Source organism: Bacillus sp. P14.5 (assembly GCF_003316765.1).
In the GTDB taxonomy this organism is placed as follows: domain Bacteria; phylum Bacillota; class Bacilli; order Bacillales; family Bacillaceae_B; genus Rossellomorea.
In genome coordinates this window covers 239,178-264,603 of the sequence record NZ_NIJF01000083.1, presented here as the reverse complement: position 1 = coordinate 264,603, position 25,426 = coordinate 239,178, and the positions used below count along the sequence as shown (strand labels likewise).

General features: G+C 40.9%; 27 protein-coding genes and 2 pseudogenes. 18 read left to right on the top strand and 11 right to left on the bottom strand.

Translation table 11 applies throughout. The features are described 5' to 3' along the window. Nucleotides 1–154 precede the first annotated feature (154 nt). From B9Z54_RS15955 to B9Z54_RS15940, 3 genes are all read left to right on the top strand, one after another. Nucleotides 155–379: a YozE family protein gene (locus tag B9Z54_RS15955; RefSeq protein WP_113929310.1), complete on the top strand. Its 225-nt coding sequence runs from the start codon at nucleotides 155–157 to the stop codon at nucleotides 377–379. A gap of 414 nt (nucleotides 380–793) precedes the next feature. Further along, nucleotides 794–1,495 (top strand): hypothetical protein, encoded by a 702-nt coding sequence (locus tag B9Z54_RS15945; RefSeq protein ID WP_113929308.1) that lies wholly within the window; start codon nucleotides 794–796, stop codon nucleotides 1,493–1,495. Nucleotides 1,496–2,224: 729 nt separating this feature from the next. After that, a complete protein-coding gene (locus tag B9Z54_RS15940) occupies nucleotides 2,225–2,869 on the top strand; it encodes a hypothetical protein (RefSeq protein WP_113929307.1) in 645 nt (214 codons plus the stop codon). A 15-nt stretch (nucleotides 2,870–2,884) separates the two neighbouring features. On the opposite strand, the gene B9Z54_RS24935 is transcribed toward B9Z54_RS15940, so the two are convergent. Then, nucleotides 2,885–3,037: a hypothetical protein gene (locus B9Z54_RS24935; protein WP_162785256.1), complete on the bottom strand. Its 153-nt coding sequence runs from the start codon at nucleotides 3,035–3,037 to the stop codon at nucleotides 2,885–2,887. 146 nt (nucleotides 3,038–3,183) lie between these two features. Here B9Z54_RS24935 and B9Z54_RS15935 point away from each other — a divergent pair, with 146 nt between their 5' ends. Continuing rightward, a complete protein-coding gene (locus B9Z54_RS15935) occupies nucleotides 3,184–3,363 on the top strand; it encodes a YozD family protein (protein ID WP_113929306.1) in 180 nt (59 codons plus the stop codon). A 48-nt stretch (nucleotides 3,364–3,411) separates the two neighbouring features. Here B9Z54_RS15935 and B9Z54_RS25810 read toward each other — a convergent pair. After that, nucleotides 3,412–4,472: pseudogene (locus tag B9Z54_RS25810) on the bottom strand (DUF2515 family protein). 199 nt (nucleotides 4,473–4,671) lie between these two features. On the opposite strand from B9Z54_RS25810, the gene B9Z54_RS15920 reads away from it, so the two are divergent. Then, on the top strand, nucleotides 4,672–5,442 hold the full coding sequence (locus B9Z54_RS15920) for a sporulation protein (protein WP_113929304.1): 771 nt from the start codon (nucleotides 4,672–4,674) through the stop codon (nucleotides 5,440–5,442). Nucleotides 5,443–5,536: 94 nt separating this feature from the next. Beyond that, complete coding sequence (locus B9Z54_RS15915; protein ID WP_187444273.1) at nucleotides 5,537–5,857, top strand: YodL domain-containing protein; 321 nt, start codon at nucleotides 5,537–5,539, stop codon at nucleotides 5,855–5,857. 87 nt (nucleotides 5,858–5,944) lie between these two features. On the opposite strand, the gene B9Z54_RS15910 is transcribed toward B9Z54_RS15915, so the two are convergent. Together B9Z54_RS15910 and B9Z54_RS26225 are read right to left on the bottom strand one after the other, a co-directional pair. After that, nucleotides 5,945–6,346: a hypothetical protein gene (locus B9Z54_RS15910; RefSeq protein ID WP_113929303.1), complete on the bottom strand. Its 402-nt coding sequence runs from the start codon at nucleotides 6,344–6,346 to the stop codon at nucleotides 5,945–5,947. Nucleotides 6,347–6,918: 572 nt separating this feature from the next. Next, nucleotides 6,919–7,047 (bottom strand): hypothetical protein, encoded by a 129-nt coding sequence (locus tag B9Z54_RS26225; RefSeq protein WP_275887815.1) that lies wholly within the window; start codon nucleotides 7,045–7,047, stop codon nucleotides 6,919–6,921. Between the two features lie 176 nt (nucleotides 7,048–7,223). On the opposite strand from B9Z54_RS26225, the gene deoD reads away from it, so the two are divergent. From deoD to B9Z54_RS15885, 5 genes are all read left to right on the top strand, one after another. Continuing rightward, nucleotides 7,224–7,925, top strand: a complete 702-nt coding sequence (deoD, locus tag B9Z54_RS15905; protein WP_113929302.1) for a purine-nucleoside phosphorylase — start codon at nucleotides 7,224–7,226, stop codon at nucleotides 7,923–7,925. 255 nt (nucleotides 7,926–8,180) lie between these two features. Beyond that, complete coding sequence (locus B9Z54_RS15900) at nucleotides 8,181–9,086, top strand: M15 family metallopeptidase (protein ID WP_113929301.1); 906 nt, start codon at nucleotides 8,181–8,183, stop codon at nucleotides 9,084–9,086. Between the two features lie 1,035 nt (nucleotides 9,087–10,121). Continuing rightward, nucleotides 10,122–10,736, top strand: coding sequence for a YitT family protein (locus B9Z54_RS15895; protein ID WP_240189960.1), 615 nt, complete (start codon nucleotides 10,122–10,124; stop codon nucleotides 10,734–10,736). A gap of 114 nt (nucleotides 10,737–10,850) precedes the next feature. After that, entirely contained in the window at nucleotides 10,851–12,323 is a 1,473-nt protein-coding gene (locus tag B9Z54_RS15890) for a lmo1851 family serine protease (RefSeq protein ID WP_113929300.1), read from the top strand. A 456-nt stretch (nucleotides 12,324–12,779) separates the two neighbouring features. Continuing rightward, on the top strand, nucleotides 12,780–13,628 hold the full coding sequence (locus B9Z54_RS15885; RefSeq protein WP_148952888.1) for an LCP family protein: 849 nt from the start codon (nucleotides 12,780–12,782) through the stop codon (nucleotides 13,626–13,628). A gap of 473 nt (nucleotides 13,629–14,101) precedes the next feature. Here the strand turns inward: B9Z54_RS15885 and B9Z54_RS15880 are convergent, their stop codons facing one another. After that, nucleotides 14,102–14,713 carry a class I SAM-dependent methyltransferase gene (locus B9Z54_RS15880; RefSeq protein ID WP_240189959.1) on the bottom strand — a complete coding sequence of 204 codons (612 nt, stop codon included), beginning with the start codon at nucleotides 14,711–14,713 and terminating at the stop codon, nucleotides 14,102–14,104. Nucleotides 14,714–14,821: 108 nt separating this feature from the next. On the opposite strand from B9Z54_RS15880, the pseudogene B9Z54_RS15875 reads away from it, so the two are divergent. From B9Z54_RS15875 to B9Z54_RS15865, 3 genes and pseudogenes are all read left to right on the top strand, one after another. Beyond that, nucleotides 14,822–15,747, top strand: a pseudogene (locus B9Z54_RS15875) (CobW family GTP-binding protein). 77 nt (nucleotides 15,748–15,824) lie between these two features. After that, on the top strand, nucleotides 15,825–16,241 hold the full coding sequence (locus tag B9Z54_RS15870) for a MarR family winged helix-turn-helix transcriptional regulator (protein ID WP_240189958.1): 417 nt from the start codon (nucleotides 15,825–15,827) through the stop codon (nucleotides 16,239–16,241). 114 nt (nucleotides 16,242–16,355) lie between these two features. After that, on the top strand, nucleotides 16,356–17,984 hold the full coding sequence (locus tag B9Z54_RS15865) for an MDR family MFS transporter (RefSeq protein WP_113929297.1): 1,629 nt from the start codon (nucleotides 16,356–16,358) through the stop codon (nucleotides 17,982–17,984). 76 nt (nucleotides 17,985–18,060) lie between these two features. On the opposite strand, the gene B9Z54_RS15860 is transcribed toward B9Z54_RS15865, so the two are convergent. From B9Z54_RS15860 to B9Z54_RS15840, 5 genes are all read right to left on the bottom strand, one after another. Next, nucleotides 18,061–18,276 (bottom strand): hypothetical protein, encoded by a 216-nt coding sequence (locus B9Z54_RS15860; protein WP_113929296.1) that lies wholly within the window; start codon nucleotides 18,274–18,276, stop codon nucleotides 18,061–18,063. A gap of 2 nt (nucleotides 18,277–18,278) precedes the next feature. Continuing rightward, a complete protein-coding gene (locus B9Z54_RS15855) occupies nucleotides 18,279–18,713 on the bottom strand; it encodes a spore coat protein (RefSeq protein ID WP_113929295.1) in 435 nt (144 codons plus the stop codon). 16 nt (nucleotides 18,714–18,729) lie between these two features. After that, entirely contained in the window at nucleotides 18,730–19,212 is a 483-nt protein-coding gene (locus B9Z54_RS15850) for a spore coat protein (RefSeq protein ID WP_113929294.1), read from the bottom strand. A gap of 27 nt (nucleotides 19,213–19,239) precedes the next feature. Then, nucleotides 19,240–19,578 carry a hypothetical protein gene (locus B9Z54_RS25300; RefSeq protein WP_205207721.1) on the bottom strand — a complete coding sequence of 113 codons (339 nt, stop codon included), beginning with the start codon at nucleotides 19,576–19,578 and terminating at the stop codon, nucleotides 19,240–19,242. A gap of 323 nt (nucleotides 19,579–19,901) precedes the next feature. Further along, nucleotides 19,902–20,141 carry a DNA alkylation repair protein gene (locus B9Z54_RS15840; RefSeq protein WP_113929293.1) on the bottom strand — a complete coding sequence of 80 codons (240 nt, stop codon included), beginning with the start codon at nucleotides 20,139–20,141 and terminating at the stop codon, nucleotides 19,902–19,904. Nucleotides 20,142–20,226: 85 nt separating this feature from the next. Here B9Z54_RS15840 and B9Z54_RS15835 point away from each other — a divergent pair, with 85 nt between their 5' ends. The 3 genes from B9Z54_RS15835 (at nucleotide 20,227) to B9Z54_RS15825 (ending at nucleotide 22,286) form a co-directional block, all read left to right on the top strand. Then, nucleotides 20,227–20,505: a hypothetical protein gene (locus B9Z54_RS15835; protein WP_113929292.1), complete on the top strand. Its 279-nt coding sequence runs from the start codon at nucleotides 20,227–20,229 to the stop codon at nucleotides 20,503–20,505. A 287-nt stretch (nucleotides 20,506–20,792) separates the two neighbouring features. Then, a complete protein-coding gene (locus B9Z54_RS15830) occupies nucleotides 20,793–21,545 on the top strand; it encodes a CAP domain-containing protein (protein ID WP_113929291.1) in 753 nt (250 codons plus the stop codon). 225 nt (nucleotides 21,546–21,770) lie between these two features. Next, nucleotides 21,771–22,286, top strand: coding sequence for a GNAT family N-acetyltransferase (locus B9Z54_RS15825; protein ID WP_240189957.1), 516 nt, complete (start codon nucleotides 21,771–21,773; stop codon nucleotides 22,284–22,286). Between the two features lie 213 nt (nucleotides 22,287–22,499). On the opposite strand, the gene B9Z54_RS15820 is transcribed toward B9Z54_RS15825, so the two are convergent. Next, nucleotides 22,500–23,864 carry an MATE family efflux transporter gene (locus B9Z54_RS15820; protein WP_113929290.1) on the bottom strand — a complete coding sequence of 455 codons (1,365 nt, stop codon included), beginning with the start codon at nucleotides 23,862–23,864 and terminating at the stop codon, nucleotides 22,500–22,502. Between the two features lie 210 nt (nucleotides 23,865–24,074). On the opposite strand from B9Z54_RS15820, the gene B9Z54_RS15815 reads away from it, so the two are divergent. Then, complete coding sequence (locus B9Z54_RS15815) at nucleotides 24,075–25,145, top strand: undecaprenyldiphospho-muramoylpentapeptide beta-N-acetylglucosaminyltransferase (RefSeq protein ID WP_113929289.1); 1,071 nt, start codon at nucleotides 24,075–24,077, stop codon at nucleotides 25,143–25,145. Nucleotides 25,146–25,426: the final 281 nt, after the last annotated feature.

Sequence of the window (25,426 nt, the reverse complement as noted above, 5' to 3'; positions counted from 1 at the left end):
AAAGCAATTTTTCCCTCCCCCTTTTTCATAGAAGGAGTGGAAATCCCTTACTTTTAATACAGCCACAATCTTTGCGAAAACAGCCTTACGAAAAGAACCAACTTAAGTAAAGCAATAAATACACTAAACAGTTATTACAGGGCAGGAGATTACTATGAGAAAATCATTCTACCACTTCTTGATGAAATACCGCCAGCCTACCGATCGTGATGAACTCACAGCCTTCGCCAATAATGTGTATGACGACCTTGCCTTCCCCAAGCAGGCAGAAGACTATGACGAGGTCAGTTCATACTTGGAATTGAATGGTCTGTATCTGGAGAGTATGCGGGTTTTTGATGAAGCCTGGGAGCAATACCTGATTGAAGAAAAATACTAAAGGGTAAACGGCTGCCTGTTTTTCAGGCGGTTTTTTTATATTTTTAAAGATATCATTAAGCAGCTGCTCTGAAACCTGCTTCTGCGCGCGAGGGTGCGTACCCGCTGGAATGGACTTAGCGCCCTGGGTTAAAAGGGGCGCTTGCTCTTTTGGGCTGTCATGGGTATGTTGGAAGTATTGGAACGACTACATCAGATGGCCAAGAGAGATGGGGCTGATTGTATTAATTGTTCCGCCGGGAAGGTAAAGTTCTTATTATTTATCTTGCTCGGGTTTTGTGGAACATTAAATAATTCTGCACTCCTTATGGTTAATCAATCTACCTTTATTAACATTATAAACTTCGGGGGGCTCTGAGCGGTAATTTCTTCAGTGAATAACGTATACTTAGAAAAAGATTTTAAGGAGCATTCAATGAATAAAGAGGACGCTTTTCCTACAGATAGTAAAAAGGCGAAATGGGGCTGTCTTACTTGGATGGTTATTTTGATTATAGTGCCATTGGTTTTGATTACGGGAGTATTCCTTTATGAGATGTATTACGAGGAACGTCTATTGAAAGTAAGCAATTCGCCGAGTAATCAATTTACCATTGAAATCGTAGAGAAAGGATCTGCTTTTTGGTTTGGACCCTCGAAAGTCAGAATTAAATACAAAGGGGGACAACTGGATCGAGCCATCAGCAATGACGGTTCAACTCTTTCCTCGTCGAATGTTGAAGTGAATTGGGATCAGGAAGATACCGCAAATGTCACATTATACGGCGATGAACAACAACCTGAAACTATTGAAATTGATTTCACTGATGAGCAAGTGAAGGCTGTAGTAATTAAAGAAGATGTACCCGGTTTTAAATCATCTACAGTTCAATCAAATGAATCTCCAAATGGCCAATACAGGATTGAAATAAGGGAAATGACTTCACTTCCGGATGAAGGCCACGGATTTCATTCCATAAGGGTGTATTATGGAAAGGCTAACCGCGATTTAATGAGGTATGAAGACTATGAACCGTACCAATCTGAAATTACTTCGGTAGATGAGTATAGGGTAAATTGGGAAGGTGACGAAAGGGTTTCCGTTAAACTCATAAAAAAAATCAAAACTTTGAATTGAACATATACGATTCAATTGATATTGACCTCACACAATGAGGACAAGTCCGCTTAAAGCGGGCTTTTTTTATGGAGAAAACTTTGGCTGCGTTCTGGGAGGATAGAGCGGCATAAAGGTTCAAGAAGTGGCATGAACAAACAGAGCAGCCAGTTAAATGTTCCTTAGGACCAAAAATAATTATAAATATTGCCAGCCAGCAGGCCTTCAATAGACAAGGCTCTTTGCTAAAAGATTGTTGCTTTTGAAAGCAATTTTCTCCTCCCCCTTTTGCATAGAAGGATTGGAACGGAAGGCGTGCGATCTCCTGCGGGATTAGCGGGCAGGTGAGACCCCGCAGGCGAATCCAGCTCCAGCGGCCACCGACTAGCAGATTTCAGTCTCTCTCCTTGCGATAAGTCATCATCGAATCGCTAACGCTCTTCGTGATTCCTTTATCTCATACGAGAGCCTTAAAATCTGTACGTCGCTGAACGGCCGCTTCCGCTTTTTATGAAGCCGAGGAGGCTCACCGCACGCCCTGCGGAGTCGCGCGTCTGGAGTGGAAATCCCTTACTTTTAATACAGCCAAGTCTTTGTGAAAACAGCCATATACAATGACAGGATCTTCTAAAATCCTCTTACTTTGAAAAATGATTAATAAAAAACTTGTCTCAATGGGCTGCAATGATGAGCGTTATTTCTGGGTTTGCATATGATAATAACAAATAAATTAAACGGGGAGGGGAGAAAATGAGCAAGCGAAAACAACCGAAATTTAAGGCTGGCGACACTGTTGTGGTGACGATTTATGGGACAGTGGGGAAAGTGACGAATATAAAGCTCCTTGAAGGAGAATATGTATATGAAGTAAATGAAAGTGAAGGTCTTTTCAAGGAAGATTGTTTAAGGCTGCTGGATGAGTACGATGGATACTTGCTTGAACAGGAACAAATCGATATTGAATACCGATTTCTGTTTGGGGATTTAGTCAGAGTCAAAGGGTATGATAATGATTTATTTAAAGTGGTTGGTTTCCGAACTGAAATTTGGAGATATAAAGAAGATGCCTGGGAAGATGTCATTTATGAATTGACCAGGATCCACGATGGTGAATGGCTGGAGGCTGATGAAGACGAATTGACTCTCATTGCCGACTATGATCAAGCTGAAACTTATATTAAAAAATATGGAATTGTTACTCCTGTTAAACACGATAAAGCATTGCTGCCTTCTCCTCGATATCAGGATGACAGCATTGTCGATCGCCTGCTTGATCATTATAACGATTACAAAACACTATACTATCTTTTCAATGATAAAAAATATAAACGAAAAATGAATTCGATTGTAGATCAGCTCAAGAATCACTTGAATTCGAATTCTGATGTAACTTAAGAATCAGGAATTACCTTACAATAAGCATAGAAGGAACACTGGAAAGCTAAGAATGAAAAAGGCCTTAAGAATCCAGCTTAGCAAGCACTCCATACCTTTAATAATTACTCCATCATCATTTAAGATATCCTCTTCAACGAAACTTTTCAGTGTTTTCAACGCATCCATTGTCAACTCTCCTTAAGGTATATAATTTATATGCCTCACCTTTGTATCCTCACTTTATGCTTGTCCAAGCAGGGATATGAAAACTTTTTTCAGCTTGCATAACTTTCTTTTGATTTTCATAGATTGAAGTACAAGGGGGCGATACTATGCGTGAAATCGAAGTGTTAATCGATACGGAAGAAATAGCTGAATTTTTCTTTCAGGAGCTTGTTCGCAGAGGGTATGTACCCTCAGAAGAAGAATTAGAGGAAATCGCTGACATTACATTTGAGTATTTAATTGAAAAATGCATCATCGATGAAGATCCGGACGATGATGAATATTGATTTTATATGAGACAGAACTTATGTCTCGCTACATATTGAAGGCTTCCTCTAAACGGGAAGCCTTGTTCGGGTTGAAAGATTTTTTAATTTTGCTGAAAACTTAACTAAAACTTTCGCTTGTAACGTGACATCAAAGTGTTTGGGGATAGAGATGGCTTTAAGGATATCGAGGTCCCGGAGCGTTCTTTCATTTATCCAGTCCTCTGAGAAAAAAGTATGAGGGACGTTTTTCCAGACACTTTTCAAGAGAGGACTGAAAATTCTTTTACCATCGGTGGGACTTGAAGAATAGCTGTCGGGCCAGTAGTCGCTCCTGGAACCAGTGTGAGGGGTGTTCACAGCGAATTCCAAGGAGGATTGTTTGACTGTTTTTTTCAGGAAAAGGATACTGTATAATCTTTTGCCGATTTCAATTCGTTTCTGAGGGTCTTCAAAGTGTGAAACACTGGTACCGGCAAGGGAATAGGTTTGTTTGATTTTCAATTTTTTAATATAAGGAAAGAAAACAGTTGTCAACTCAAGCCTGTCTTGCAGAAGGAACAAGAGCTTTTCTTGGAGATAACCCTCATCCAATTTTGAAAGAAGTCTTTTTTGCAGCATGTTTTGTTCATTGATAATTAACGAGAGTGAGAGTTCAACCGGTTCTCTTTCTTGCCAAAATCGCTCCCAGAAAACGGACATTGCCCTGGAAACCCCGAAGGCCGGAAGTAGGTGAAACAAAGGCTTCTTTTTTTAATACTTTGATGGTAAAGCAGGAGTTGGGGATAGGCATCGTGAAAAATATAAGCATTGGCTCTTTCCAGAAACAAAAAGAAATTTTCTGCTTCTTTCCGTTCAATAATGGATGGAAGGAGTTCTCCCTTTAAGTCTGTCATATGGTATCCTGCATTTCTTGATACCATATGAGCAAGAAATGCCCAGTGAATCTCAGGGTGGCTGCAGTAGAAATCCAAATACGCTTTTGTCCTGGTAACATTGTTGGCGTTTTTCAGAAAAGTCTCGTTCTTGATTTCCTTTATGATTTCTTGCTCATCAGCAAGTATCGCAAGCGGGCTGCTCACTTTGTGAAGAATTCTTTCTTTTACCTTCTCAACATCACTCGTTTTCATGAGTGGGATCTTCGTCTCTTTGGTTGTGAATAGATTTTGTACCAGCGTAATAACCATAATAATTCACTCCAGTGTGAAACTTTCATAAGAAGCTGAACGTAATCATTTAATGGGAGTATGAAAAAGCTTTTGAAGAGCCAAATTGTTTTAATTCGCTAAGAGCTATACAAAAAATCAAATAGAAAAGGGATGGTTTTGTATGTCGTTTTTTAATAAGGTATTTGCTTCAGTCGGAATTGGTGCAGCGTCAGTTGATACAAAATTGGAAAAAACGAGTTATACAGGCGGAGAAAGAGTATCAGGAATTGTGGAGGTCAAAGGCGGTAATGTGGAACAGGAAGTAGATTCTATCTATTTGATGTTATATACCACCTATATCCGGGAATCTGATGATAAAAAATACACGGACAGTGCATGTATAGAAAAAGTACAGATATCAGAACCTTTTGTAATAAAAGCAAGTGAAACCAAACAATTTCCGGTAAGTTTCGAGCTTCCTTTCGAAACACCAGTGACTGTCGGAAATACTCGTGTTTGGGTAGCAACTGGATTGGATATTAAAAATGCGGTTGATCCAAAGGATAAGGATTATATCGAGATTCTGCCTAATGACATGATAAACTCGGTCTTTACATCTTTGGAAAGGCTGGGCTTCAAATTGAGGAAAGCAGATTGCGAGCAAGCTCCAAGGCATTTGCGAGGCAGAAACCCATTTGTCCAGGAATTTGAATTTATCCCGGCATCAGGGGTTTACCGCAGCAGGCTGGATGAACTCGAGGTTGTATTTCTGAATCAGTCCCCTTCTTCCTTGACCATCCTGTTTGAAGTGGATCGAAAAGCGAGAGGGTTCGGCGGTTTCTTGGCCGAAGCTCTGGAAATGGATGAATCGATGGTGAAAATGACGATTTCCGCTTCCGATATCCCGGCAATTGATGAAAAAATCACAAAAGTGTTAGATCAATTTTCCTAATTTTCTTTCTTCGACAAAAGCAGTCTAATTACGATGAAGGATTCGACAAGGGCAAAAGCTAATTCTATAAGAACTAAATAATGGAGGGGTTCTTATGGCATTGCTTGAAAAAATCATTCGCCCAAAATCTTACACAAAAACCTATGATGTCACGATCTTTCAGACACCTCAATTCGGCCAACGGAAAGGTTATAAAAAAGTATACCGCATGGCAGTGCCGGCACAAGACAGGATGGCAGCCCTGGATCAGACATTCAGGCTTTTCAATGTTCCAGACCGAATGCCGGGTGATTATAAAGGGAGATATATAACTACAGGCGATATTATTTTTATTGATGAAGGCAGACGCGGACATTTTTACTTCAGACTTGAGCCTGGAGGATGGAGGGAAGTCAACAGAGTCATTATCAGATGAAGTGTTTGGAAGTGTGGGCGGAAATGAAAAGATATTGAAGAGCCTGGCTCAAAAGGTCGAATTTGAGCCAGGTTTTATTTGATCTAATTATTCAGGAGCCTGTCCAAAACAATCAAGATCGACGGTAATGAATTGGGAATCAAGCACTGTATTTTCTTCCTGGGCCTCAAGGTCCACATTTCTTCCAAATGTGTTGGCAATTAGATTGTTCCCTCCTGCATGTACGACCCTGACTTCATAGAAAGTAACTCCTTGGAGGGGCGCATACATTACGGCCAGACTCTTTGGCTGCAGGCAGAAGGGAAAATGAACTTCATCGTTATCACCTATTAAAACAGGAATTCTTTGAGGACTGGTATAGGAAGACCAGTCCCAAACCTCCACCCACACTTCTTCAGTTGAACAAAAATTCATCAGGTTGACTGTCACCGTTACTGCGTCAGGCTGTCGTCTAAGTACACCTGTTGAATATACTTTCGGTTTTCTCATTAAAATTTCTCCTTTCTACATTGAATTCATTAATATAGTATGTAAGAGGAAAAATAATGAAATGGACAAGCCGGCAAATATTTTAATGCTTCGGAAAACCAAAGAACCGGAAATTCCCCCGGATACTACTAATTTTCTCTAACTAAGGGAAGAATGTACGGTGAATCAGGGGGTCGAAGCTCAATTTAAATATCAGCAGAGTATCCGAAAAGAGACTGGTAAAAAGAAGAGAAGCCGACCTTGTATGGTCAGCTTCTCTTTTTATTGGTTGTTTTCCCATAAATTGCTTCTTTCGGAGATACTGAGGTTATTACTCTTTAATCGGAGAGCAGCTCTTTTATCTCGTGCTCACATGGCTATTTCCCATGCATTTTAGTGCTATCTTTTCACATATAGCAACAAAGTTTACGAATGAGCCTTTTTATTACATATTGTCCCCAGGCCCATTCTTACGTTTGCTGCCAGAATGTTCTTTATTGTGTGCTTCGTGTTCAGCGATGATCGCCTCTTGGGGAATATGGTTATTTTTTTAGGTTGGTTAATGCGCGCCCGGTGTTTTTTTCCCATACTCGTTACCTCCCGCTGTTGAATCTTTCTGTTTTAGAAGAGTCTGGCTGGTTTCTCGACCTCGAAGATGGATTAGTGTTGTTCGCATAATCGACAGCCTGACGAAGTTTTTTGCTCATTTTTTCTTTAGCCATAGTAATCCCTCCTTGATTTTAGTTTGGCCACTTCGCTTTGTGTTATCCCGGATATGTCTTCGTTGCATGAATTGGTAAAAAAGCTTACAATGTTCATGCATAGCCTTGGCCGAGGGAAGAAAACTAAGGTGTGAGTAATTTGGTGATTTTACAACCCCAAAACAGGAGGAATTTAAATGAGTATACATATTGGTGCCAAAGAAAATGAAATAGCCGAAACGGTCCTGCTTCCGGGAGACCCTTTACGTGCAAAGTACATCGCTGAAACATTTTTGGAAGACCCTGTCTGCTACAACGAAGTAAGAAACATGTTCGGGTACACAGGTACATATAAAGGGAAGCGTATTTCTGTTCAAGGAACCGGTATGGGTGTGCCTTCCATCTCTATCTATATCAATGAGCTGATGCAAAGCTATAACGTACAGAATTTGATTCGTGTAGGGACATGCGGAGCAATCCAAAAGGATGTTAAAGTGAGGGACGTCATCCTGGCGATGAGTTCTTCGACTGATTCTCAAATGAACCGCCTGACATTCAAAGGTATTGATTATGCCCCAACTGCTGATTTTTCCCTTTTGAAAAAAGCATACGATGCAGGTGAAGAGAAAGGATTAAACCTGAAGGTAGGTAATGTCTTCACTGCTGATATGTTCTACAATGATAACGCGGAACATGAAAAGTGGGCGCAATACGGAATCCTTGCACTTGAGATGGAAACGTCTGCACTTTATACACTGGCTGCCAAATTTGGCCGGAAAGCATTGTCTGTCCTGACTGTTTCTGATCACATCATCACAGGTGAAGAAACAACTTCAGAAGAAAGACAAACAACGTTCAATGAAATGATCGAAGTTGCTCTTGAAGCAGCGATTAAATAAATGTGCCCAAGCCTCGCCGGGAAATCCGGCAGGGCTTTTGTTTTGTTGGGGGAGAAGCCTGACTCCAGGACCGCTTCTGCTACCCGAGGATTCCGGCACCTTAAACGGACATACATTAAGGTAATGAGGCTGAATTAAAAAAAGCGCTGTTAAACAAGCAGGGAAGATGAGTCAAAACATGAAAAGTTTACCCGGATTACAGATTCTATCAGAAATGGTATGATGGTTTAGACAAAGATAGAGAAGGTGAAAGAAATGAAGAAATTAGTCATGGTGCCGGCAGTGGTGCTGCTGCTTTCAGGATGTCAGCAGGCTGAGGATTGGACTAAAGATTTATTTGGTTCCAATGAACAAGCTCAGGAGCAAGAAGGGCCAGACAATAGCCAGCAGGAAAATGAACCAGGCATAAACGAGGATGGTCAGGAAACCACTGATGCAGAGAACGGAAACACCCAAGCTGAGGAAACACCAGGCGAAGATGGTCCAGCACAAGAGGAAGAAGAGGTGCCGCCTTCCTTGCAGCTTGAATCTCAGTTCTTTAATAATGTTCAAACAGTTGAGGGGAAAAAGGTGATAACCAACCCGGAAAACACCTTGGCGCTGGTTAATAAAGAATTCGGGCTTACTGGTGATTACAAACCCAATGATCTGGTAAGACCAGAGGTGCCTTTTGTTTTCGGCAGCCAGGATATTGAGAAAGCCTACATACGTCAAGAAGCCGCAAAGGCATTGGAGGAAATGTTTGCTGCCGCCGAACAAGATGGACAGTATCTGACTGCCATTTCAGGATACCGATCTTATCAATACCAGCAAGCGCTGCTGGAGAGAGAAATCAAGCAATTCGGGGAAGAAAAAGCCGTAAAAGCTGTAGCGCCGCCAGGAAACAGTGAACACCAGTCCGGACTGGCTATGGATATATCCAGCAAGAGCAATGATTTTCAAGTCAGTATAGAACTTGAAAATACACCAGAAGGTAAGTGGATGAAAGAAAATGCACACCAATTCGGGTTCATTTTAAGATATCCTAAAGGAAAAGAAGACATAACAGGATATCAATATGAACCGTGGCACTTTAGATATGTTGGAAAAGAGCCTGCTCAGGTAATATATGAAAATGACTGGACTCTTGAAGAGTATTTCAACAATGTTAAAAAGATTTAGCAAAGCACAGGCCTGGGGGAATCTACCTCCAGGCTATATTTATATGGATGTTTTCCTGTTGGTCGGTGATTAGCAGGATTTTTAATCTAACGAAGCCAAATACTATCTAAATGTTTCTTCCAACAAAAATATCTGCATAAGGAAAGCAAGGCGAACAGGATATTTGATTTTTACATAAGGAGCTTTTCGTGTAACGGGTTCTGTTTTCGAGTGCAAAAAAAATTACACGTCAAAAGGGGTGCCAAATCGCATCGATTTTGACACTCCTTTTTCCTTTATTTAACGGTATTCTTGCTGGTTGATCTGTTCAATTGGTAATACAAAATGTAACCAAATAGCAAATGACAGAACTTTTTGTTCTTTAAAATTTGTGGCACAATTTCCTATGCACTTTCAATCCCAATATTAATATAAAGGAGAGTATTTATTTATAGAAAGTCAGCAATGATTTGATTGGAACGGAAGGTGCGTGACCTCCTGCGGGACTAGCGTCACAGGTGAGACCCCACAGGCGAAGCCGAGGAGGCTCATCCAGCTCCAGCGGCCAGCGACTAGCAGATTTCGGTCTCTCTCCTTGCGATAAGTCATCATCGAATCGCCTAAGCTCTTCGTGATTCCTTTATCTCATGCGAGAGCCCTAAAATCTGTACGTCGCTGAACGGCCGCTTCCACTTTTGCTTCACCGCACGCCCCGCGGAGTCACGCACCTGGAGTGGAAATCAATAGACATTGTTTTTGGTTGTGAATAACTCAACCATTTCTTTGAATAATTAGAAGCTTGTCCTTCAAAACAGAACCCGTTACTTTTCGTGAGCTTTGTTGCTTTTACATATGAATTCGGTTAATAATGCCAGCCAAAATTCATCTAAAATATCCTGGTAAATATGAAAGAAAAGAGCTAAAGAGAAAAACTCTAGTATCCGGAGATATCCGAAAGCAGCAATTTATGCGAAAACAGCTTTATATAAATAAAACCACTGCTCTTCACATATATGTTAATAAGGTGTACAGGCTTATAAGGAGACGGCCGCATACTTGGAAACGATATGGGGGGATGGAGTTGTGTACAAGGTTTACATTCAAATTGCGCTCGGAAGTCTTTTGGTGGCCATCGGGATCAATGCTTTTTTTGTTCCGCAGCATTTTTTGGATGGAGGGATGATCGGGATAGGTTTAATCAGCCACTATTGGCTTGATCTTAAACCTGGTCTGACGATAGTAATCCTGAGTATCCCCCTATATGTTCTTGCTTTCTTCCTCGACAGAAATTTATTTTTCAAGAGTATACATGGTTTGTGGCTGTCTTCGCTTCTGATTGATGTGCTTCAGCCTATTTCAGAGAATATTTATATGATTCCTATTTTGGCGGCTTTGGCGGGAGGAGTATTTGTAGGAGTGGGAATCGGCCTCATGCTGCTCGCTGAAGCCGCAACAGGTGGAACGGACCTCCTTGCTCAAATCATAGGTAAAAGTACAGGATGGAATGTCGGATTCATCATTTTTTTAATTGATACACTAGTGCTGCTTGCGGGGTTCAGCTTGATTGGCACATATTCGTTTCTGCATTCTTTGCTGGCAGTCAGTACTGTTGGTTTTTTTACAGCTCTTTTAACTCATACTAAAACACGAAAAGGGTTTTCCTTTCGATAAATGTGAGAAGCTGATAAAATGGGCAGGGTGTAAAAATAGTGTTAAAATTTCAAGAAACATGCTATCCTAAGGAAAATATGCTAGCAAGATATGCAATGAAAGTGGTGATGGTTTATGGACAATGATCAGCAGCAAAGTGGTAATAATTCAACTCAACAGAACCCGTCCGGATACATAAAAATCCGTAAATTTCAATTTGTCATGTTAATCTTCGTTTTGGTATTCGCAACAGCGGGCATAACGACCTTTGCCCTGGCATTTGGCGATGAAAAAGCGGTGAATGTCGGGGTGCAGGAAAGAAATGAATTTCAAAAGCTGTATGAAGCTTATGATGCATTAAACGATGATTATTTCATGGACTTGAAACAAGAGGAACTTGTTAACGGTGCTATTAATGGAATGCTTGATTCCCTCGAAGATCCTTATTCAGATTATATGAATGAAGAAGAAGCAAAAAGGTTTGAAGAAAGCATTACTTCATCTTTCCAGGGAATAGGCGCTGAGATACAGGAGAAGGATGGAAATATTACGATAGTGTCTCCAATTAAAGGGTCTCCCGCAGAGAAAGCAGGATTGCGTCCGAATGATAAAATCCTTGAAGTTGACGGAGAAAGTATCCAGGGGGTTGGTGTAACGGATGCAGTTCTTCAAATCAGGGGAGAAAAAGGGACAAAGGTTACTTTGACCATCCAGCGTCCAGGAACTGAAGAATCAACCGAGGTAACGATCACAAGAGACGAAATCCCTATTGAAACCGTGTATGCAGAAATGCTGGATAATGGCATAGCTAAGGTCCAGATAACCAGTTTTTCAGATGATACTTACACTGAACTTACAAATGCTTTAGAGGAAATGCAGGCTGAAGGCATGAAAGGCCTGATCATTGATGTTCGTCAAAATCCAGGCGGACTGCTTGACCAAGCAATCAAAATCTCTTCCTTGTTTGTAGAAAAGGGTGATCTCCTTCTGCAAGTGGAAGATAGTGAAGGGAATAAAGAAACTATAGCCGCAGAAGGCGGACAAAAAATCGATATTCCTGTTACAGTATTGATTGATAAGGGCAGCGCGAGTGCCTCAGAGATTTTGGCTGCCGCTGTCAGCGAATCCTCTGATATCCCATTGGTTGGCGTTAATTCATTTGGAAAAGGGACCGTTCAAACTTCCGAAAACTTTACTGATGGATCCAACATGAAATTCACTACGGCAAAATGGCTGACACCAGAAGGAACATGGATTCATGAAAAAGGCATTAAACCGGATCATGAAGTTTCCCTGCCTGCTTATGCAGAACTTCCATACATCAATCCAGATCAGGAGCTTAAAGAGTCAGACTTGTCCGATCAGGTGAAGGCTGCAGAAGAAATGCTGAAAGCTGCTGGCTATGAGCCTGGCAAAACGGACGGATTCTTCGATGACCAGACAACAGAAGCTGTGAGGGAGTTCCAGGAAGCAGAAGACCTGGAAGTCACAGGAACATTGAACAGCGAAAGCATCCTTAAACTTATGGAAAATATGAGAACCCTCATTCAGAAAAATGATACACAAGTGAATAAGGCAGTTGAAGTTCTTTCCGAAAAACTGAACTAACTGTCTATAAACAGCCGGTTTACAGGTGGTTTCCTGTAAACCGGTTTTTTAATGGGGTTGATCTTCAATTAAAGTACACGAACTACAATTATTATTGAAGTTTTTTTGTATAGACTGCTTTTCTCCAGCCTACAATGATACCATCATCATGTTTCTTTGTTGCTTTTGGAGAGATCCCTGAACCGTGATTTCACCCCGTATACTAAGTTTTTCTCTCAAAAGGAAGGGTGCAGCTCTTTATTTCTTGCTAACCTGGATAATTCCGGTGAGTGATGGTGTTAACTTACGAGGTTCATGATTTATAGCAATAAAGTACGAAAAGAGCCATTTTAAAAGAAGGTGTATTGATTGAAATCCATTAGAAGGATACTTCAACTAGCAGTTTGCGTTTTGCTCATTCACAGCTGCTCTGACAATTGGATCGAAAAAGAAGAAGCAGCTGAGAATGGTGAGAATATGATATTAACAGAAAAACCAGAGAATATAACCAGCATTGAAATGAAAGAAAATCAAAAAGATGGCATCAGTTTATTTGCTGAAGAAAAGAAAGCGTTGAATGTGTTGATCATTGGATCCGACCAGCGGGGAAATGAAGCATCCAGGGCCGATACGATTATGATTGCCCAATATAACTCAGAATCCAAAACAGCTAAAATAATGTCCATTATGAGAGATTCATACGTTTTTATCCCCGGGTATGGCAAAAGTAAAATCAATCATGCATATGCTTGGGGAGGGGACAAGCTTTTAAAAGAGACGATTGAAGAGAATTTCGATGTCAGAACAGACCGAACCCTAACAATCGATTTTCAAGGATTTGTATCGATTGTTGATAAAGTGCTTCCAAAGGGGATTGAAATGGAGGTGCCGGCCGAGATGATCAATTACTGGAAGTGGGATATGGAACCAGGCAAGCAGGTTTTGAATGGACAGCAGCTATTGAACTATGTGAGATTCCGCAAAGATAGCGAGAGTGATTTTGGCAGGGTAAGAAGACAGCAGGAGGTCATGGAAGTCGTCCAGCATGCTATAACGAAGCAGCTGACAGAGGGCGGTGGAATCAAGACAGTATCCAGCCTTATGAAAGAAGGAAAAAAGGCCGTTGAAACAGATCTTGCTCTGAATGATTTGATTAAGCTAGGTGTAACATCCATGCTTAGTCCGCTTGAATCATTTGACTCTCTAAGAATTCCGGTAAAGGATACCTACAAAAATGTTATCACCAAGGATGACGGTCTTGTTTTGGAACTGGATGCAGAAGCGAATGCTGAGGCGGCAGTAAAGTTCTTGGGTGGAGAAAACTGAAGGATTTCATAAGTAGATTAAGAACTTATTTAGAAAAGCCTATCTAAAATCTTTGGTGATGTGGTGAGAGACACTTGGCAAAAAAAGTTTTCTTGTATCTTTCAAGCATCTCCCGAGAGACACCCAACAACAAAAAAACGGCCTCTTGGTGTCCTTCAAACCTGCCCGAGAGATACTTGGAAACCAAAAATAGCCTCCAGCTGCCCTTCAAATCGTTCGTGAGTGACACTAAGCAACGAAAAACGGCTCTCAGGTGTCCCTCGTACTGCTCCCGGGAGGCACCTGAAACCCTCGACTGTATTTTAGAAGCTTCTTCTTAAATCATAACCTTACCTGTGACCCCCAAGGATATGAAGGTTGAAGGCTCTTGGGTATCTTTCTTGGACTTTTAACATAAATTTTCGTGCTCTTTAATTGTCACTATACATAATACTTAGAATGCACTATTAATCAGCAATTCATATGAAAAGAACTTATTTTTTACAAACAGCTATGCCAAAAGGATAACGTTTTCCTTCTCTTTTAGGTTCGACTAGAACACTTCTTTGATAGTAGAATGCCTTTTCAGAATAATCATCAAATAAATCAATGAATTCTTTTTCAGTCAATTGATGGACGTGGAATTTCTCATTCGTCGGCTGCCCTCGCCCAGCTCCAAACGGAGTGGATAGTATGAGGGTGCCTCCTGGCTTGAGCATATGATAGAGATTATCTGTGAACGTTTTTTCGCGGGCCAAATGTTCAATAGTCTCGAAACTGATAATCAAGTCGAACTGCCCCAGTGTTCCTGGAAGCTTCGGGTCTTCCGCGTCCATCTTTAGATATTGAATTAATGGATGGTAATGTTTCGCTTTCGCATATTGCAGCGTTTCTTCGTGGTTATCTACGGCAATAATTTCATCAAGGAAAGCCTTCCGGGCTTTAGCAATGATTTTTGATCCATATCCAGTACCGCATGAAATATCCAGAACTCTTCCTTTTGCATATTCCATAGCGAAGTAATATCTTGCCAGGTGTTCAAGAAGCATTCCATTCATTGGGTCCATCATTTCAGGGATAACACGTTCTCCTGTTAAATTCAGCAATACAGCGACCTCCTTAGGTGTTTTCATTATATCAAATAGAGTCTTACGATTGTAATGCCCGCTTTCTTCGACTAGAATGGGCTAAGAAGGATTGAAAGGAAGATTATGATGAAAAAAGATGTCTATCTGCTTTCTGGGTTTTTAGGAAGCGGGAAAACGACCTTATTGAAGAATGTGATTGCTGCGCTGAAAGAAAAAATTTAAAGCCGGCTGTATTAATGAATGAATTGGGAAGTGTTTCCATAGATTCGCAGGAAGTTGAAGAAGATACGCCCTTAAAGGAACTCCTTGATGGATGCATTTGCTGTTCCATACAGGATAAATTGGAGTCTCAGCTGCAGGAACTTCTGTTTCAGGATGAATTCGATGTGCTGGTTATAGAAACGACAGGTGCAGCCCACCCCGTTGAAGTGGTTGATGCCGTTATGTCGCCGCTGTTCGCTGATCGCTTTCATTTTAAAGGAATCATTACAGTGGTGGACGGGAAACAATGGGTGTCAAGAGGGGCCTACAGCCCTCAAGTGCTTCAGTTAATGAGGGAACAAATACGTCATGCTCATCTTCTTATTTTCAATAAAGAAGATTTATTGACTGAAATGGAAAAAGGGAAAGCCCTTTTTGAAATCCAGCAGTTGAATCCTGGCGCTAAGCTGATCATGACGAATTATAGCAAGGTATCTTCATCCAGCGTGTTTGAACTTCAGGGGCAAGCTGCGGCAGGGGAGAGGGAAAAGAGTGCCATAGGTCATCAACTGAACCTACGCGCTCATGTTCATCATTTTACCGGACCTGTTTCCCAAACAGATTTTGAAGAATGGCTTAGGGGACTCCCCGAAACGATTTATCGGATGAAAGGATACATTCCTTTCACTGGAAGAAAATATCCTTTCATGTTTCAATACTCTTATGGAATGCCGGTCCTGCTGCCGGAAGATATGAACCTTCCAAGGACACTTGTCATTATAGGAGAAAACCTTAATGAAGCAATGATCACGCACGAACTAAAAGAGTTGGAGAGAAACGAAAATGGTTGACCCTGCGATATATTTATCGTAAGATTAAATAGTTAACCGAGTGAACTATTTTTCTTCTTGAAAGGTGTAAGATATTATTGAATAGTGAAATGTTTCAATTAGAAGAATTATTCCGTAATGTATTCCGGATGATGAAACAGGATATCACAAGACTGTATGGACAGTATTTATCCAGCGGAGAACTGCTTGTGCTAAAATACCTTTCAGAACACGGTGATATGAAAGCATCTGATATATCGAAGAAGATGGATGTTTCTGCAAGCCACATAACAAGTGTCACTGATAATCTTTCCGAAAAAGGATATATTACGAGGAAGAGATCCTCTGCTGACCGCCGGGTGGTTGAACTGGCTCTTACTGAAAAGGGAAGTGAAATCCTAAAGAAGTGCCTGCAAATAAAAGTAGAGTACTTTCAGGAGAAATTCAATACTTTTTCCCAGGATGAAATTCAGCAATTAATTTACTTATTCACCAAATTATATAGAACTAAATAATGGCAGAAATAGAAGGGCTAACTTTTCTCAGTGCAGAAAGTTACCCTTTTCCTTATGTTAAAAGGTTCACGAGGTTAAATATTTATAAGATAAATTAATACAGGGGGCTGCAATATGGAACATTTAGAGCCGAAAAAGAAATTATTAATCATGTTGGCCATCATGTCGGCAATGCTTTTTGCCGCTTTGAATCAGACGATTGTCGGGACAGCTCTTCCAACCATCATTTCTGAGTTGGGGGGGATTGAATACTACAGCTGGGTCTTTACCATCTTTATGCTGACTTCTTCTGTGACAGCCATTCTTGTCGGCAAGTTGTCCGATATGTATGGGCGAAAACCCTTCATCTTGATTGGAATAGGCGTTTTTACTGCAGGGTCATTCCTTAATGGTTTATCTTCATCCATTATAGAGCTGATTGCTTTCCGTGGAATCCAAGGATTTGGTGCCGGTATGATCATGTCCACAGCATTTACGGCTGTAGGCGATTTATTTGCACCGAGGGAAAGGGGAAGATGGCAGGGGCTTATGAGTGGTGTATTTGGCTTGGCAAGTGTTTTTGGACCGACGCTTGGCGGCTGGATAGTTGATAATGCGGAGTGGCATTGGGTATTCTGGGTGTTTCTTCCTTTTGGATTGGTTGCCTTTCTAATGATTTGGCGTTTGTTTCCTTCTCAACCTGTTAAGGAAAGAAGGAAAGTGGATTATCTGGGTTCTATCATGCTGTCCCTTACCATTATTCCTTTATTATTGGCTTTTACATGGGGAGGAAATGATTTTGATTGGGCTTCCTTCCAAATCATCGGCTTGTTTACAGTAACGGCAGCCTCACTGATCTTTTTCATAGGAATAGAAAGACGCGCTGCAAACCCTGTTCTTCCTCTGCATCTGTTCAAGAATCAAATTTTCACCCTTTCTAATGCTATTGGGTTCATTCTTGGGGCAGGCATGTTCGGGGCAATTATGTATATGCCTTTCTTTATTCAGGGAGTTATAGGGACTTCAGCAACGAAATCGGGGTTTGTCATGATGCCTATGACATTGAGTATGGTATTTGCATCAGCTATTGGAGGCCAGCTCATTACTAAGACTGGAAAATATAAATTAATCGCATTGACCGGGTTGTTTATAATGGGAAGCGGTTTGGCGTCGCTCTCACTCATGGGTACCGCAACGACCAATACAACAGCGGTTATCAATATGATTATTGTGGGTACAGGTCTTGGCCTCAGCTTTCCTGTTTTTACTTTAACTGTTCAAAACGCAGTGCAGCATGAGTACTTGGGAGTTGCCACAGCAGCTACACAGTTGTTCAGGCAGATAGGCGGCACGGTTGGAGTTGCCATAATGGGAACTGTCATGAATAATTCTATGTCTTCTAAGATGAATCAGGAACTTGCCAAATTAAGGAGCAGTTCGAATCTGGAAGAATTGCCGCCTGAAGCAGCGGTACAATTGCAGAGTTTGCAAAGTCCCCAAAGTTTAATGAATGGAGAGAAGCTGAAGGAAATTCAGGCTTCCTTACCGGATGAGATGCAAGGTGTATTTTTAAAAATGATTGAAATAGTCAGAGAATCATTGAGCTATTCTCTCACAAATGTTTTCTTGATTGGAGCATTCGTCCTGTTTGCAGGCTTCCTGCTTACGTTCTTTTTGAAGGAAATTCCTTTGCGGATGACGAATAAAGAAGAACCTGTGAAAGATGATGGCAGAACGAAGGAATCTCAATCACTGAAAGCGTAAATGCAAAAGACCATCCCTGGGACAGGATGGTCTTTTAGTTTATAATTGGGTTTCAGCGCTATCTCGTAAAAAAGGTTTACTTCAATTTATCAAGCAAGCTTTTTAAGTCATCATTATCCGAAAGGTCGAATTTGTTTTTCAGAGTTTCGTTTAACGATTCTTGATTCTTTTTAAGGTCTTCTTGTAGTTTACGCTGGTTTTTTGTTCTCTTCTGCTGCGACATTAGATTTTTTAGAAATCCACTATTCATCTCCTGCAGCTGTTTGACAAGTTCATGAATGTCTTTTGCCATGATTATAGTACATCCAGTTTAACGACGATTGCTACAAGGATCTGGAGAAGAGCTTGGATATTGATGGCCAGGTCGGTGTCGGTTGTCACCACTTTTACCTTCTTGGAGTTTTCGATTATGGTCTTTTGTTTATTGCTCTGTCTTGTTTTAATGAATTGTTTAATATCTTGAGCTACTGCTTTGCCTTGGTCAGAGTCACCAATTGTGATACTGATGACGGCAGCAATTGCGGCTTGGATTCCTAATTGAAGGGAAACCGCTGCTTGGGTATCTGTAGTTTGTACATCTACACCCTCTGAGTCTTTGATGATAATCCACTCATATGACTTCTGTTCATTTTTAACGTACTGATCGGCATCTTGTTGTACATCTGCTCCATGGCCTTTATCATCACAGTGATGATCTAGTGCTCTCCATTTTTTTCTTCCATTTTTAATTCACCTCTTTAGTTTTTTATAGAATATCCAATTTAACTACCAGCGCAACAAGAACTTGAAGCAACGCTTGGATATTAACGGCCAAGTCAGTATCCGTTGTTGTCACGTTAACATCCTTGGAATTATCAATATAAATTTTTTGATAGTTTGTTTGCTCAGCATCGAATTTTTGGAATAGTTCTTGAGCAACCGCCTTGCCTTTATCTGAATCTCCAACGGTGATGCTGACCACCAGAGCAATTGCCAGTTGAAGACCGACTTGAAGAGAAACCGCAGCTTGTGTATCCGTCGTTTGCACAGACACATTGCAAGAGTTTCTGATCCAGATCAATTCATCTGATTCCTGGTCGTTCATTGAAACCTGTGTTCCATCTTGAAGGACGATATAATCATCATCTTTACCATGACATTTATCCTGATAACCATAGCTGCTTCCGTGGCTCTCATATTCATGATCTCCAGGGCAATAGCTATTATTGTAACTGTAATTTTTGTTCATCAATTAACACTCCTTTTTATTGGTATGCTATATACTATTATTCACTTGTCCTGAGGGAGTGTGCAGATTCCCTGAGTAAAATAACCATTTTGCGGTGAATTGAAAAATAAAAAGACGCCCTTGATAAAGGCGGTCATAAACTACTGAACTACTATTCTTTTTGTTTTTATCATTAGAATTAACAAAAGAATCGACCTGGCCGCTTAAATCTTGAACCATCTCTTTTATCCATTTTTTTTGTTCGTCAGAAAGCTTTCCTTTCACTACATCTTCTTTTACGCCATTTTTTCTGAATATATCGCTGATCAGCAGGTCGACAACAGTTGAAGGGATTGCTTTCGGGTGTTTTTTAGAATCATCGCTCATGCTAAATTCCTCCTAATATAGATTTCATGCTACTAACATATGCAATTCACCCTGCAAAGACACTGTGCACGCCCAGGAATAACAGCCCTTTTTATAGATGGGTGAAATGCGTCTATGGATACAGCCTTAAATGGAGGGATCAGGGATTTTCAACGAAGGACAGATTCTCCTGTATAGATGGACAGGCGCAACTTACTCTCTAATCATGCTTTTTTAAGGAGATTGAAGCGGGAGCAGCGGGCAGGATGTAAAAATGCCTCCATATAGCAGCACCATACCAGAATGGATTCTAAGAAACAGACAAAAAAAGAAAGCTAAATAAATTAGCTTTCACCAAATTTTTTGAATGTCCTTTCATCTTCCACTAGTCCGCAAGCCCCGCATTGAACTTTATACTGTGGTCCTTTATATGGAATGTGGAACGGGTCCAGGTTGCTGTTATCGTATTGCTGGACTACTTCGCCAGATCCGGGGTCCAGTTTCACACTCTGAGGAACCTGCTGTATAATATTGAAACGGGACCGGTTGGTTTTACAATTCGGACATCGGTATGGAGTGCTCATTGAAATGCCACCATCCTTTCGTATTTAGTATTAGTATGAGAAGCAGGACAATAAAATATTCATTTAAATAGAAGGGGAGGCAAGCATGGAGCCCAATTATGAAGAACTTTTGAGTTTATATAAAAAAATCTGGAAAAGCCGCGAGCTGAAATCAGCAGAAGAAGATTCAGCAGCCATCCTGCAACAAGCAATAATCAGGGAACTGAAGGATGAAAACAGCCACCCCAGGGTGCGGGTGGATAAAGAAACAAAGTATTATTTTGCAATCAAAAGAATTACAGAATCTAACTTAGCAATAGATGAAAAGTATAAGCTCATTGACTATTACACCTTGATAGCAGGGGAATTGCGTTCATACCAATAAATTTTAATCATTGAAAACCTGCTGTTATATTTGAAAAAAAACATATCGTTATAAAAGTCTGTCAATACTTTAAACCTGGTAAGTTTCAGTTCCTTTGTCTGTTTTTTACATAGGAGTTAAAAGTTGAGATTCCTCAAAAACTCACTGTTCATGAGAGTTTTATACGATTTTGAGGGACATCACTAAACTTAAATCTTCTGCTTACAGTTTTAGCCAAGTTTATGACAGAAACTCCGGTGATATGATGGTTGTGCAACACAGCAACCACATTTCAGAGGAGGAACAACATGAATACTAAGAAGAAACTATTCGTTTCAACAGCTACTGCATTTACATTAATGGCCGCTCCCTTTTTAAATAATGCTGAAGCGGCAGGCGGTAACGATATTCAAACCCAACAAAAGGTACACACACATCAATTCTCTGGAAACCAAGATGAACTTAATAAGTGGATCCAGGAAATTATGTCTAAATATAATATACAGTGGAAAAATCAGCAGCAAACAAGCAAACCGGCTCAAGAACAGCCAGCAAAAGAAAAACAGCCTGTCTCAGCAGAGACACCAGCTGCAAAAGAAGCAGCACCTGAAAGCACAGCTCCTGCGGCACCGCAGCAGCCAGCAGAACAGCCTAAGCAAACGGCAGAAGATGCAAGTGGATCACTCAGTCAGTTTGAAAGACAAGTAGTGGATTTGACTAACCAGGAAAGAGCTAAAGCGGGGCTTCCTGCCTTAACAGCCGATGCTGAATTAAGCAATGTGGCAAGGGAAAAATCTAACGATATGCAGACAAAGAATTATTTCTCTCATACTAGTCCGACATACGGCTCTCCGTTTGATATGATGAACAGTTTTGGTATTGACTATCGTGCAGCCGGTGAGAACATTGCAATGGGACAAAAAACACCTGAAGAAGTAGTGAAAGCATGGATGAACAGTGAGGGACACCGCAAAAACATCATGAGCAGCAACTTTACTCATATAGGTGTGGGCCATGATGCTGATGGTAACTACTGGACTCAAATGTTTATCGGAAAATAATATATTAATAGAGTGGAAAGCCTGAGTTTCAGGCTTTCCTTTTTTTGGCTTTGTTCCACTGCTTTTTTTGCATGAAACAAGCCATGAAAGGTAACTATAACCTTGCTGGCAAAACAGCACTTGAGTTGAAATGAATAGAATTTAATGGTAACTTCAAAAGCACAAAACGGTTCTGTCAAAGATTCAATTCATCGACAGAGCTAGTGAAGAAGGAGAGATACATGAGTGGCTTACCGAATTCGAAAAGGAAACATGGATGATATTAAAGATATAATGAAGATGGTTAGAAAAACAGTGGCAATTATGAAAAGCGAGGATATAGATCAGTGGACGGATGAATACCCTCTTGCTGCTGATTTCAATAAGGATGTTGAAAACGGGTCCTTATATGTTGCTGTAGATCAGGAGAATAAGGCAGCCGGAAGCATCACAATCGACCAATCAGAGCCAGGGGAATACAAGACATCGCCATGGAGGAAAGAAGGTCCTGCGTATTTGTTTCATCGTCTTGTGGTGGATCCAGATGTAAGGGGGAAAGGGATTGCATCGCTATTGATCAAACAGACAGAAGAAGTGGCGAAAGCAAATAGTGTTTATTACATAAGGACGGATACTTATTCACTTAATAAAAAAGCACAATCTTTATTCAAGAAAAATGGATATACTAAGATGGGCAAAATCCAATTCATGGGGAAAGACAAACCTTTTTATACATATGATAAAATTTTGGAAGAGGAGTAGGATAGAAAGACCTGAGCGACATTCTATTCATCCTGATTGAATTAGAATCCCATAAGGTGTTGGCAGACTGTCCGATAGTCAGCAGGGCTGCCTGAACGGGGAAATCGGCTTTTTATAAATTACATATAATAGATGGAGACAAAAATCACTAGCGATTTTTGTCTCCATTTTTTTGCGGTAAGTTAACCTTTTTCTCTCAAATTATTAGTTGTTCTAATAGGTGCTTTTTACTTTCATTTTTGTTTTCTTTTGAACAATCACCAGCCGCCATGAGAGGGTGATGGCTCCGGCAGTCAGACCGGAAATCAGCCCTACCCAGTACCCGTAAGGACCGAACTCGGTGAATTTTGCTAGGATGTATCCAAGGGGAAGGCCGATGACCCAATAGGAAATCAAAGCCATGATAAAGGTGATATTGACATCTTTATACCCTCGAAGAGCTCCTTGTACAGGTGCCTGAATGGCATCCGAAAGCTGAAAGAGCACGGCATACAGTAAGAAGTTCACGATAAGAGCACTAACTTCCGGATTATCAGTATAGAGAATGGATATTGGCTCTCTGAAAAGCAGCAGGATGATTCCGTAAAAGATGGCAAGGAGGATTGCGGTGAAAATCCCCATCAAACTGTAAGTCTTTGCATCCTCCAGCCTCTTGGCACCAACCTCGAATCCTACGACAATCGTCAATCCCATCGAAATACTCAATGGAATCATATATAGAAAGGATGCAAAATTGATGGCAGCTGTATGAGCCGCTATGACATTCGTACTGTATTCACTCATGAATAAGGTGACTGCTGAAAAAATACTGACTTCAAAGAAGATCGACAGGCCAATTGGAACTCCGATAAGAAGAATTTCCTTCCACTTGGAGAGTGATACGGCGAACCACTTTCCGAAAATATTATATTTTCTAAGTGGATAGTAGCGGGCAATGACCAACCAGGCAATCAGGGTTATAAGCCAGTAAGTTATAGATGAAGCTACACCGGCACCGACACCACCCATTTCAGGAAACCCAAATTTACCGAAAATCAAAACATAGTTGAAGAAGATATTAATTGGCAACGACGTAAGCGTTACATACATCGTCACCCTGGTCATCCCCAATGCATCTATAAAGGATCGCAGAACATTGTAGACAAACACCGGAACAACCCCGAATGCCAGTGCAATTAAATACTGTCTTGCAACAATCCTTACGCCTTCTTCAAGGTTCATATTGTTCAATATCGGATCCAGCAGAAACACACCTGCAAGGATGACCAGAAGCGCAAGGACTCCCGCAGCATAGATACCTTGTATGACAGAGAAAGCGATTTCCCTTTGTTTGCCTCCTCCCACTAACTGGGCGACAATAGGGGTGACGGCAAGCAATATGCCGCTCAGTCCCGTAAAAATGGGAACCCAAAGCGAGGAGCCGATTGCCACGCCTGCCAAGTCGATTGATGAAAATTTCCCGGACATCATGGTATCAAAAAAGCTCATGCTGAACATGCCCAGCTGAGTAACTAATATGGGAACCAGCACAACGAGAAACTGGTTGAATTTTTCTTTTAAAGTGGTGGTTTGTCTCATGATCTACAGCCTCTCAAAACCAAAATTTCACTTGAAAATAAATGAACTAGTGAATTATATCATAATTCGGAGCCTGCAAGGGTAAGGAAAGATTAAAAGGATCATTGCCGCTCGAAAGCGGCAGAGATCCGTGTTAATATATATTCTTGATAAAGTTTAGTGAAATACCGTGTATAATGAAAATGATACTTTATGGATAGGAGCTTGAATATGAGCAAACATATACTCTTTACCGGCGGGGGATCTGCCGGACATGTAACTGTCAACGCTGCCCTTATCCCTTTTTTTATAAAACAGGGATGGAAGGTTTCATACATAGGATCAAAAGAAGGAATTGAGAATGAAATCATTACAGAACAATTTCCTGAAATTCCGTATCATGGAATTTCCAGCGGTAAATTGCGCCGATATTTTTCCTGGAAGAATTTTTCGGACCCTTTCAAAGTAATGAAAGGCCTTATGGAGGCCAGGACGGTCATTAAGCGGACCAAACCTGATGTCATTTTTTCAAAAGGCGGTTTCGTTTCTGTTCCCGTTGTGATGGCTGCTAAAATGTCCGGAATACCAACGGCAATCCATGAATCTGACTTTACCCCGGGTCTTGCCAACAAGCTGGCTGTTCCATTTGCGACCAGAATTTTCACTACATTCCCCGAGACATTGAACAGCATGCCGGCGGATAAAGCCATTTGTGCCGGGGCAATCATCCGTGAAGAGTTATTTTCCGGTGACAAAGCAGAAGGAAAGCGGCTTACAGGCTTTTATGACAACAAGCCTGTCTTGATGATAATGGGAGGAAGCCTGGGTTCCCGCAAAATCAATGAAGCAGTCCGTAAAAATCTTGATGAACTGCTGAAGAACTATCAAATTGTCCATCTATGCGGAAAGGGCAATCTGGAGCCTTCTTTGGTGCAAAAGGGTTATAAGCAGTATGAATATGTCTCCACTGAGCTGCCGCACTTCCTGGATATGACGGATTTTGTCATCTCGCGGGCAGGCTCAAATTCAATCTTTGAATTTCTTGCTCTAAAAAAGCCAATGCTGCTTATTCCCCTTTCCAGAGAAGCGAGCAGGGGAGACCAGATCATCAACGCGGATTCATTTGTGAAACAGGGAATTGCCTTAAAGCTGGAAGAGGAAGAGCTGACTCCGGAAACTTTCAAGCAGAAGCTTGATGAATTGGAAGAAAACAGCGATGAAATGATCACAGCAATGGAAAAGAATAAATCTTCTTACACAATTGAAGATATGTATAATGAGCTTTCTCGATTATCCAAATAGTGTATTTAAAGGGACTGGTACTGGATGGTATCAGTCTTTTTTGTTGTCTTCTTTTAGACGATTAAGATTGCTGAGAACCATAGAGGAGGGATAGGGAGAGAAATGTGGAGCAATGTTTTTCTGTAGGTTTGGAATCTTTGCAGGCAGATAAATCCTCGGGGATTTGCAATTAAAGATTTAAAGACCTCGTGCACTTTCAGATTGCTGATATTGTGTGAGTATACGAAAGATTAAACAATATGAAGTGAGTGGCTGGAAGGGTTAGATGCAGTAAAAGAGAG

Coding starts and splice junctions, on each gene's coding strand:
- B9Z54_RS24935 (WP_162785256.1), bottom strand. CDS start 3,037: ATGGATGCGTTGAAAACACTGAAAAGTTTCGTTGAAGAGGATATCTTA.
- B9Z54_RS15935 (WP_113929306.1), top strand. CDS start 3,184: ATGCGTGAAATCGAAGTGTTAATCGATACGGAAGAAATAGCTGAATTT.
- B9Z54_RS15915 (WP_187444273.1), top strand. CDS start 5,537: ATGGCATTGCTTGAAAAAATCATTCGCCCAAAATCTTACACAAAAACC.
- B9Z54_RS15860 (WP_113929296.1), bottom strand. CDS start 18,276: ATGGCAAAAGACATTCATGAACTTGTCAAACAGCTGCAGGAGATGAAT.
- B9Z54_RS25300 (WP_205207721.1), bottom strand. CDS start 19,578: ATGAGCGATGATTCTAAAAAACACCCGAAAGCAATCCCTTCAACTGTT.
- B9Z54_RS15890 (WP_113929300.1), top strand. CDS start 10,851: ATGGACAATGATCAGCAGCAAAGTGGTAATAATTCAACTCAACAGAAC.
- B9Z54_RS15945 (WP_113929308.1), top strand. CDS start 794: ATGAATAAAGAGGACGCTTTTCCTACAGATAGTAAAAAGGCGAAATGG.
- B9Z54_RS15940 (WP_113929307.1), top strand. CDS start 2,225: ATGAGCAAGCGAAAACAACCGAAATTTAAGGCTGGCGACACTGTTGTG.
- B9Z54_RS26225 (WP_275887815.1), bottom strand. CDS start 7,047: ATGGCTAAAGAAAAAATGAGCAAAAAACTTCGTCAGGCTGTCGATTAT.
- B9Z54_RS15865 (WP_113929297.1), top strand. CDS start 16,356: ATGGAACATTTAGAGCCGAAAAAGAAATTATTAATCATGTTGGCCATC.
- B9Z54_RS15920 (WP_113929304.1), top strand. CDS start 4,672: ATGTCGTTTTTTAATAAGGTATTTGCTTCAGTCGGAATTGGTGCAGCG.
- deoD (WP_113929302.1), top strand. CDS start 7,224: ATGAGTATACATATTGGTGCCAAAGAAAATGAAATAGCCGAAACGGTC.
- B9Z54_RS15900 (WP_113929301.1), top strand. CDS start 8,181: ATGAAGAAATTAGTCATGGTGCCGGCAGTGGTGCTGCTGCTTTCAGGA.
- B9Z54_RS15955 (WP_113929310.1), top strand. CDS start 155: ATGAGAAAATCATTCTACCACTTCTTGATGAAATACCGCCAGCCTACC.
- B9Z54_RS15885 (WP_148952888.1), top strand. CDS start 12,780: ATGATATTAACAGAAAAACCAGAGAATATAACCAGCATTGAAATGAAA.
- B9Z54_RS15850 (WP_113929294.1), bottom strand. CDS start 19,212: ATGAACAAAAATTACAGTTACAATAATAGCTATTGCCCTGGAGATCAT.
- B9Z54_RS15820 (WP_113929290.1), bottom strand. CDS start 23,864: ATGAGACAAACCACCACTTTAAAAGAAAAATTCAACCAGTTTCTCGTT.
- B9Z54_RS15835 (WP_113929292.1), top strand. CDS start 20,227: ATGGAGCCCAATTATGAAGAACTTTTGAGTTTATATAAAAAAATCTGG.
- B9Z54_RS15910 (WP_113929303.1), bottom strand. CDS start 6,346: ATGAGAAAACCGAAAGTATATTCAACAGGTGTACTTAGACGACAGCCT.
- B9Z54_RS15815 (WP_113929289.1), top strand. CDS start 24,075: ATGAGCAAACATATACTCTTTACCGGCGGGGGATCTGCCGGACATGTA.
- B9Z54_RS15830 (WP_113929291.1), top strand. CDS start 20,793: ATGAATACTAAGAAGAAACTATTCGTTTCAACAGCTACTGCATTTACA.
- B9Z54_RS15840 (WP_113929293.1), bottom strand. CDS start 20,141: ATGAGCACTCCATACCGATGTCCGAATTGTAAAACCAACCGGTCCCGT.